The sequence below is a fragment of the Leptotrichia sp. oral taxon 215 str. W9775 genome, from assembly GCF_000469505.1.
Lineage (GTDB): Bacteria > Fusobacteriota > Fusobacteriia > Fusobacteriales > Leptotrichiaceae > Leptotrichia_A.
In genome coordinates, this window is sequence record NZ_KI272851.1 from 1 (window position 1) to 4,973 (window position 4,973).

4 protein-coding genes and 1 tRNA gene are annotated in these 4,973 nt (G+C 29.7%); all 5 read left to right on the forward strand.

The genetic code is table 11. The features are described 5' to 3' along the window. A partial coding sequence (locus HMPREF1984_RS06300; RefSeq protein WP_021767099.1) for an autotransporter domain-containing protein occupies positions 1-269 on the forward strand: 269 nt, incomplete at its 5' end. A gap of 165 nt (positions 270-434) precedes the next feature. Further along, positions 435-1,661 (forward strand): glycosyltransferase family 4 protein, encoded by a 1,227-nt coding sequence (locus HMPREF1984_RS06305; RefSeq protein ID WP_021767100.1) that lies wholly within the window; start codon positions 435-437, stop codon positions 1,659-1,661. Positions 1,662-1,816: 155 nt separating this feature from the next. Then, positions 1,817-3,679: a transcription antiterminator gene (locus HMPREF1984_RS06310; protein WP_051314482.1), complete on the forward strand. Its 1,863-nt coding sequence runs from the start codon at positions 1,817-1,819 to the stop codon at positions 3,677-3,679. A gap of 76 nt (positions 3,680-3,755) precedes the next feature. Next, entirely contained in the window at positions 3,756-4,607 is an 852-nt protein-coding gene (locus tag HMPREF1984_RS06315) for a hypothetical protein (protein WP_021767102.1), read from the forward strand. A gap of 65 nt (positions 4,608-4,672) precedes the next feature. Beyond that, positions 4,673-4,748: transfer RNA gene (locus HMPREF1984_RS06320), tRNA-Thr, on the forward strand. Positions 4,749-4,973: the final 225 nt, after the last annotated feature.

Below are 4,973 nucleotides of genomic sequence, written 5' to 3' on the forward strand. Positions count from 1 at the left end.
ATGGAAGCAAGAGTACATTCCAGGCGTATGTAACTCACCAGAGGGCATTCAAGGAACAGGATTTGAGCTTTGAAGCGGCATATACAGGACTGTCAAATGCCAAGTTTACAGTAAAAGGAATAGGGCTGTCAAAGAACCAGACATGGGTAGGGGCAGGAGTTCTTACAGAAGTAAATCCAGGATTTGCATGGTATGTAAACTACGATGGAAAGATAGAGAAAAAAGGAAGAAATAACGTATTTACAACTGGTCTGAGATTTAGTTTCTAGTTAGTTATAAATAAAATTAATACTTAAAAATAAGAAACGGGATTAAAATAGATTTTATTCTAAAAAATCCCGTTTTCTTTGTATATATGTTATAATTAAAGTAAAGAGTTTAAAAAGAATAAATTTGAAAAATTGATATAATAAAAAGAATGGAGGATAAAATAAATGAAAGTATTGCATGTGCTGGCACAATTGCCTGTAAAAACAGGAAGTGGAGTTTATTTTACAAATGTCATTGAAGGACTGAAAGAATATGGGGATATAGAACAGGCGTGTATTTATGGTGTTACAAATGAGTATGATATAAATATATTAGACAAGGAAAAACAGTTTGAAGTAGTTTTTGAAAGTGAAAACATTCCTTTTCCAATAGTAGGAATGAGTGATATTATGCCTTATCCCAACACACTTTATCATGATATGACTGACGAAATGTTTGACCAGTGGAAAAGTGAATTTCTAAAACAATTAAATCTCGCAAAGGAAAAATTCAATCCTGATGTGGTGCTGACACACCATTTGTGGATACTTTCCTCAATGGTAAGGGAAGTGTTTGCAGATAAGAGGGTAATTGCAGTGTGCCATAATACAGATATAAGACAGGCCAAGCAAAATGTACATTTGAAAGATAAGCACATACACTACCTGAAGGATGTGGACAATGTCCTGGCATTAAGTAATATGCAATTTAAAGATATTGAAGAAGTTTTTGGAATAGATAGTAAAAAAATAATAGATATAGGTGCAGGATACAATGAGAAAATTTTCTATCCTCTGGAACAATATCCAAAAAAGGAAAAGGAGGAATTAGTATACGCAGGGAAATTTGATGATTCCAAAGGATTTTATGAATTAATTAAGGCATTTAGGAAACTGGAGGAAACAGATAGCGGAATAACTATAGAGCTGATAGGAAATATAAATGACCAGAACAGGGAAAGAATAAAAAAAGAAATAGGGGATTCTAAAAACATTAAAGTTTACAATGCTGTATCCCAGAAAGAACTGGCAGATATAATGAGAACAAAAGATATATTTATACTGCCTTCATATTTTGAAGGGCTTGGGCTTATAGCTGTTGAAGCGCTTGGAAGTGGTCTTAGGGTAGTGGCTACAAAAATAGATGGTCTGATTGAACTTCTGGGAAAAGAACTGAATGTGGATGAAATTATAGAATATGTTGATATGCCTACAATTTACGATACAGATAAGGCTGTGGAAGAGGAAAAGCCTGCATTTGTACTAAGATTGGCAGATAAAATAGAAAAAATGATAGAACGTACAAGGGAAAAAAGAGAAATAGATAAGGATTTGCTTGAAAAAATTCACACAAAATCATGGAAAGCTAAAATAAAAGATATAAAAAATGTGCTGTGTGAAAATCAGAAATAAGAAAATAATTTAAGAGAAAAGAAAATTATACGAAGATTACTTTTAATCTGTGAAAAATTTATAAAGAGAAATCATAAAAAAGAATTTGCTTTTTTTCATTTAAGTGGTAATATTTTATTGAATTAAATTACAGTACAAAATGAAAGGTGAAAAAAATGAATTGTGAAAAACTGTCGTTAAATGAAAGATTAAATATATTGAAAATGATTCTGTATTTTGATGAAAGCGGTCTGAAACTGTCGGATATTGCAGGAACTATGGAAATACCCAAAGCGGATGTGAGAAAAGATCTGGAGATTATGTCGGAAGAACTGAAAAAAGACGGGATAAAACTGATTTATGAAAATTATAAAGGGTATAAACTAACAGGAAATAAAGGAGATCTTCTTGTAAAAAGGGTTGGAATAATAGAAAACATTATTAGGGAACTAAAGGAAACAGGAGATTTTTTCAATAGTGAAGATTCTGGAACATGGCATAGTGAGGAATATTTTTACGGATATATAAAATATGAAAATTTGGAAATAACAAGAGATTTTCTGGAACTTATCGGGAAGGAACTTGAATTAGAAATACACCAGGAAAATTATAACAGAGTATTTTCCTATATTTTAATGCTTATTAATTTTGAAGAACTTTATGACAATAAGGAAGAACTTCTGACAAGAAATTTTCTTTTTCATACTCCAGAATATCTTGCTGTTGAACGTATTTTAGGGAAATTATTTAAAGAAAATGACAGGAAAGAAAGTCCAAAGAAAGCTAAACTTCTTTTGATTACTGATTTGATCATGGGGATAAATATTAGTGGACTGAAGGATGATATATTTTATAAATGGATAAATGAGGAAGCTGTTACAGAAGGAATTATAGATAAAGTCAGTGATATGATAAATCTTAACCTGAGGGAAGATAAAATACTTATTACAGGGTTTATTGATAATCTGAAGTTTTCAATATATAGAATAAAAAATGATATTCAGATAATAAATTCAGTATTTAAGGATCTTATACTAAATAAGGATAAAAATATTGAAATTGTAAAAAAGGCAGTAGAAGAAACTGAGAAGGAATTTAAAATAAATTTTACTGAATATGAACTAGCTGCCATGGCTTATTTGGTAAGGGCTTCAATTAAAAGAACAAAGAGAAATAATATAAAGAAAGTTCTGCTAATTTGCGGATTAGGATATGGAAGTTCAAAAATACTTGAAGAAAGCCTGAAGGAAAACTATGAACTGGATATAGTTGATGTAATTCCATATTATCTTGCAGATGATCTTATACCGGCATATAAGGAAGTTGATTTTATATTATCAACGATAGAAATCCATAGACAGTTTGAAGTTTCCTATGGAATTCCGATTATAAAAATTAATCCTGTAATGCAGAAGGAAGACTTTGAAAAGCTTGCAGAATATGGTATAGAAAAAAATAAAACGAGCGTATCCTTAAAAAAATTAATTTCCATAATAGAAAATAATACAGAAATTAAAGACAGGCATAAACTTATTGACAGTTTGAAAAATGAATTTGAAGACAGAATTATAAATGATATTCAGAAGACAGGATATACATTGAAAAAATTACTGAAAAAAGAAAATGTGAAATTCATAGATGAGGCAGAAAACTGGAAGGAAGCAATATTTCAATCTGGAGATTTACTTGTATCAAATAAAAAAGTCACTTCAGAATATGTGCAGGAAATGATAGAACTTGTTGAAAAGCATGGACCTTATATTGTATTGGAAGAAGGGATTGCCATGCCTCATGCGGGAATATCTGAAAATGTCCTTGAAACAGGAATTTCCCTGCTTGTAGTTAATGAAAAGGTTTCGTTGCCTGAAGGAAGAAATGCCAATATATTTTTAAGCTTTGCGGCAAAAAATAAAAATGACAATATAGATATAATGAATGACCTTTTTGAACTTATAACAAAGTATGAGTTTATAGATAAAGTTTCAAAAATGAAAAACTACAGTCAGCTTGAAACATATCTTGAAGAAATAATAAAATAATCTGCAAAAATTGTAAAACGAAATGTCCTTACATCAGAGAAGAAATACTTTAAAATGATAAGAGAAAGAGGTGCTTATGAAAAAAATAATATTATTATTGGGGATTCTTGCGGTAATGAATATGAGTGCAAAAAGCCGAAGTGAAATGATAAGGGAAGATTTGTCAAAATTGGGAATTTCACAGGAAATAATAGTAAAAACAATAGAATTGGATAGAGAAATGACCAATGTAGCAGCTGAACCTGATATGGAAAAAGTAGGAAATGTGGTATTAGAAAGTGAAAAACTGCTAAAAAAGAATGAGAAAAATTTTGTACTGTCAGAAAATTTGATAAATATTTACAATGCAGTTGGAAAAAGTGATGCTGAAAAATTAAATAATTTAAAACGTTATGAAAAATACAATCCTCATGAAGTTTCAAAGTTATTTTTTTCAAATATGTATTATTCCAATAAAGGAGATATGGAATCTTTTGATAAAAACTATGAAAAACTTAAAGAGAAGTATCCTGATTATTTAATTACAAGAATTGCTGTAACATATGTGATAGGAAGAGATGCAATCTGGAATGTTATGAAAAACGATGAAAAAGCAGCACTTGCAACTTTAAATTCTATTATGAAGATGTGTGATGATAAGGTAAAAACAGAGGAATCACGTATTTCTGATGAGCATGCATGGGCATATAAATTAACAATGGGATGGTTTGCAATAAGTTATTATCTGAATGAAAATAGGACACAGGATGCAATTGACTTTTATTATAAAAATTTTGAAGGGAAAAATAAGCCAAGTGAAGAGATATTATATTACAATAGACATCAGAACTGGTATATAAAATCAGAACTGGCAAAGGCAAATAAAAATGATTTTTATAATAATAAGAAAGTGTTTGAAAAAAATATGGATAAAATAAAAATGATGTAATTAAGTGAGATAATTTTTGAAAATTACTTGACAAAACAATAAAAAATTTATATAATAGTCACGTTGCCGCTTTAGCTCATCTGGTAGAGCAGCTGACTTGTAATCAGCAGGTGGTTGGTTCGAGTCCGACAAGCGGCACCACTAAAAATGAATATTATTAAATGAGATAAATAAATGGCAGATTATGGATATATCTGTCATTTTTATTTATGTATTAAAAAATATAAAATTCCTTTAACGCAAGAAAAATCTTATAGTTGCATTCTTAAGGTAAATGTGCTATAATCAAATGAAAATAAATATAAAATTAAATTATTTGGAGGTAAGGTAGAAAATGGCAAAAGCTAAATTTGAGAGAAGTAAACC

Excerpts from the sequence above, each read along its gene's own strand:
- HMPREF1984_RS06305 (WP_021767100.1), top strand. The coding sequence starts at position 435 with ATGAAAGTATTGCATGTGCTGGCACAATTGCCTGTAAAAACAGGAAGT.
- HMPREF1984_RS06310 (WP_051314482.1), top strand. The coding sequence starts at position 1,817 with ATGAATTGTGAAAAACTGTCGTTAAATGAAAGATTAAATATATTGAAA.
- HMPREF1984_RS06315 (WP_021767102.1), top strand. The coding sequence starts at position 3,756 with ATGAAAAAAATAATATTATTATTGGGGATTCTTGCGGTAATGAATATG.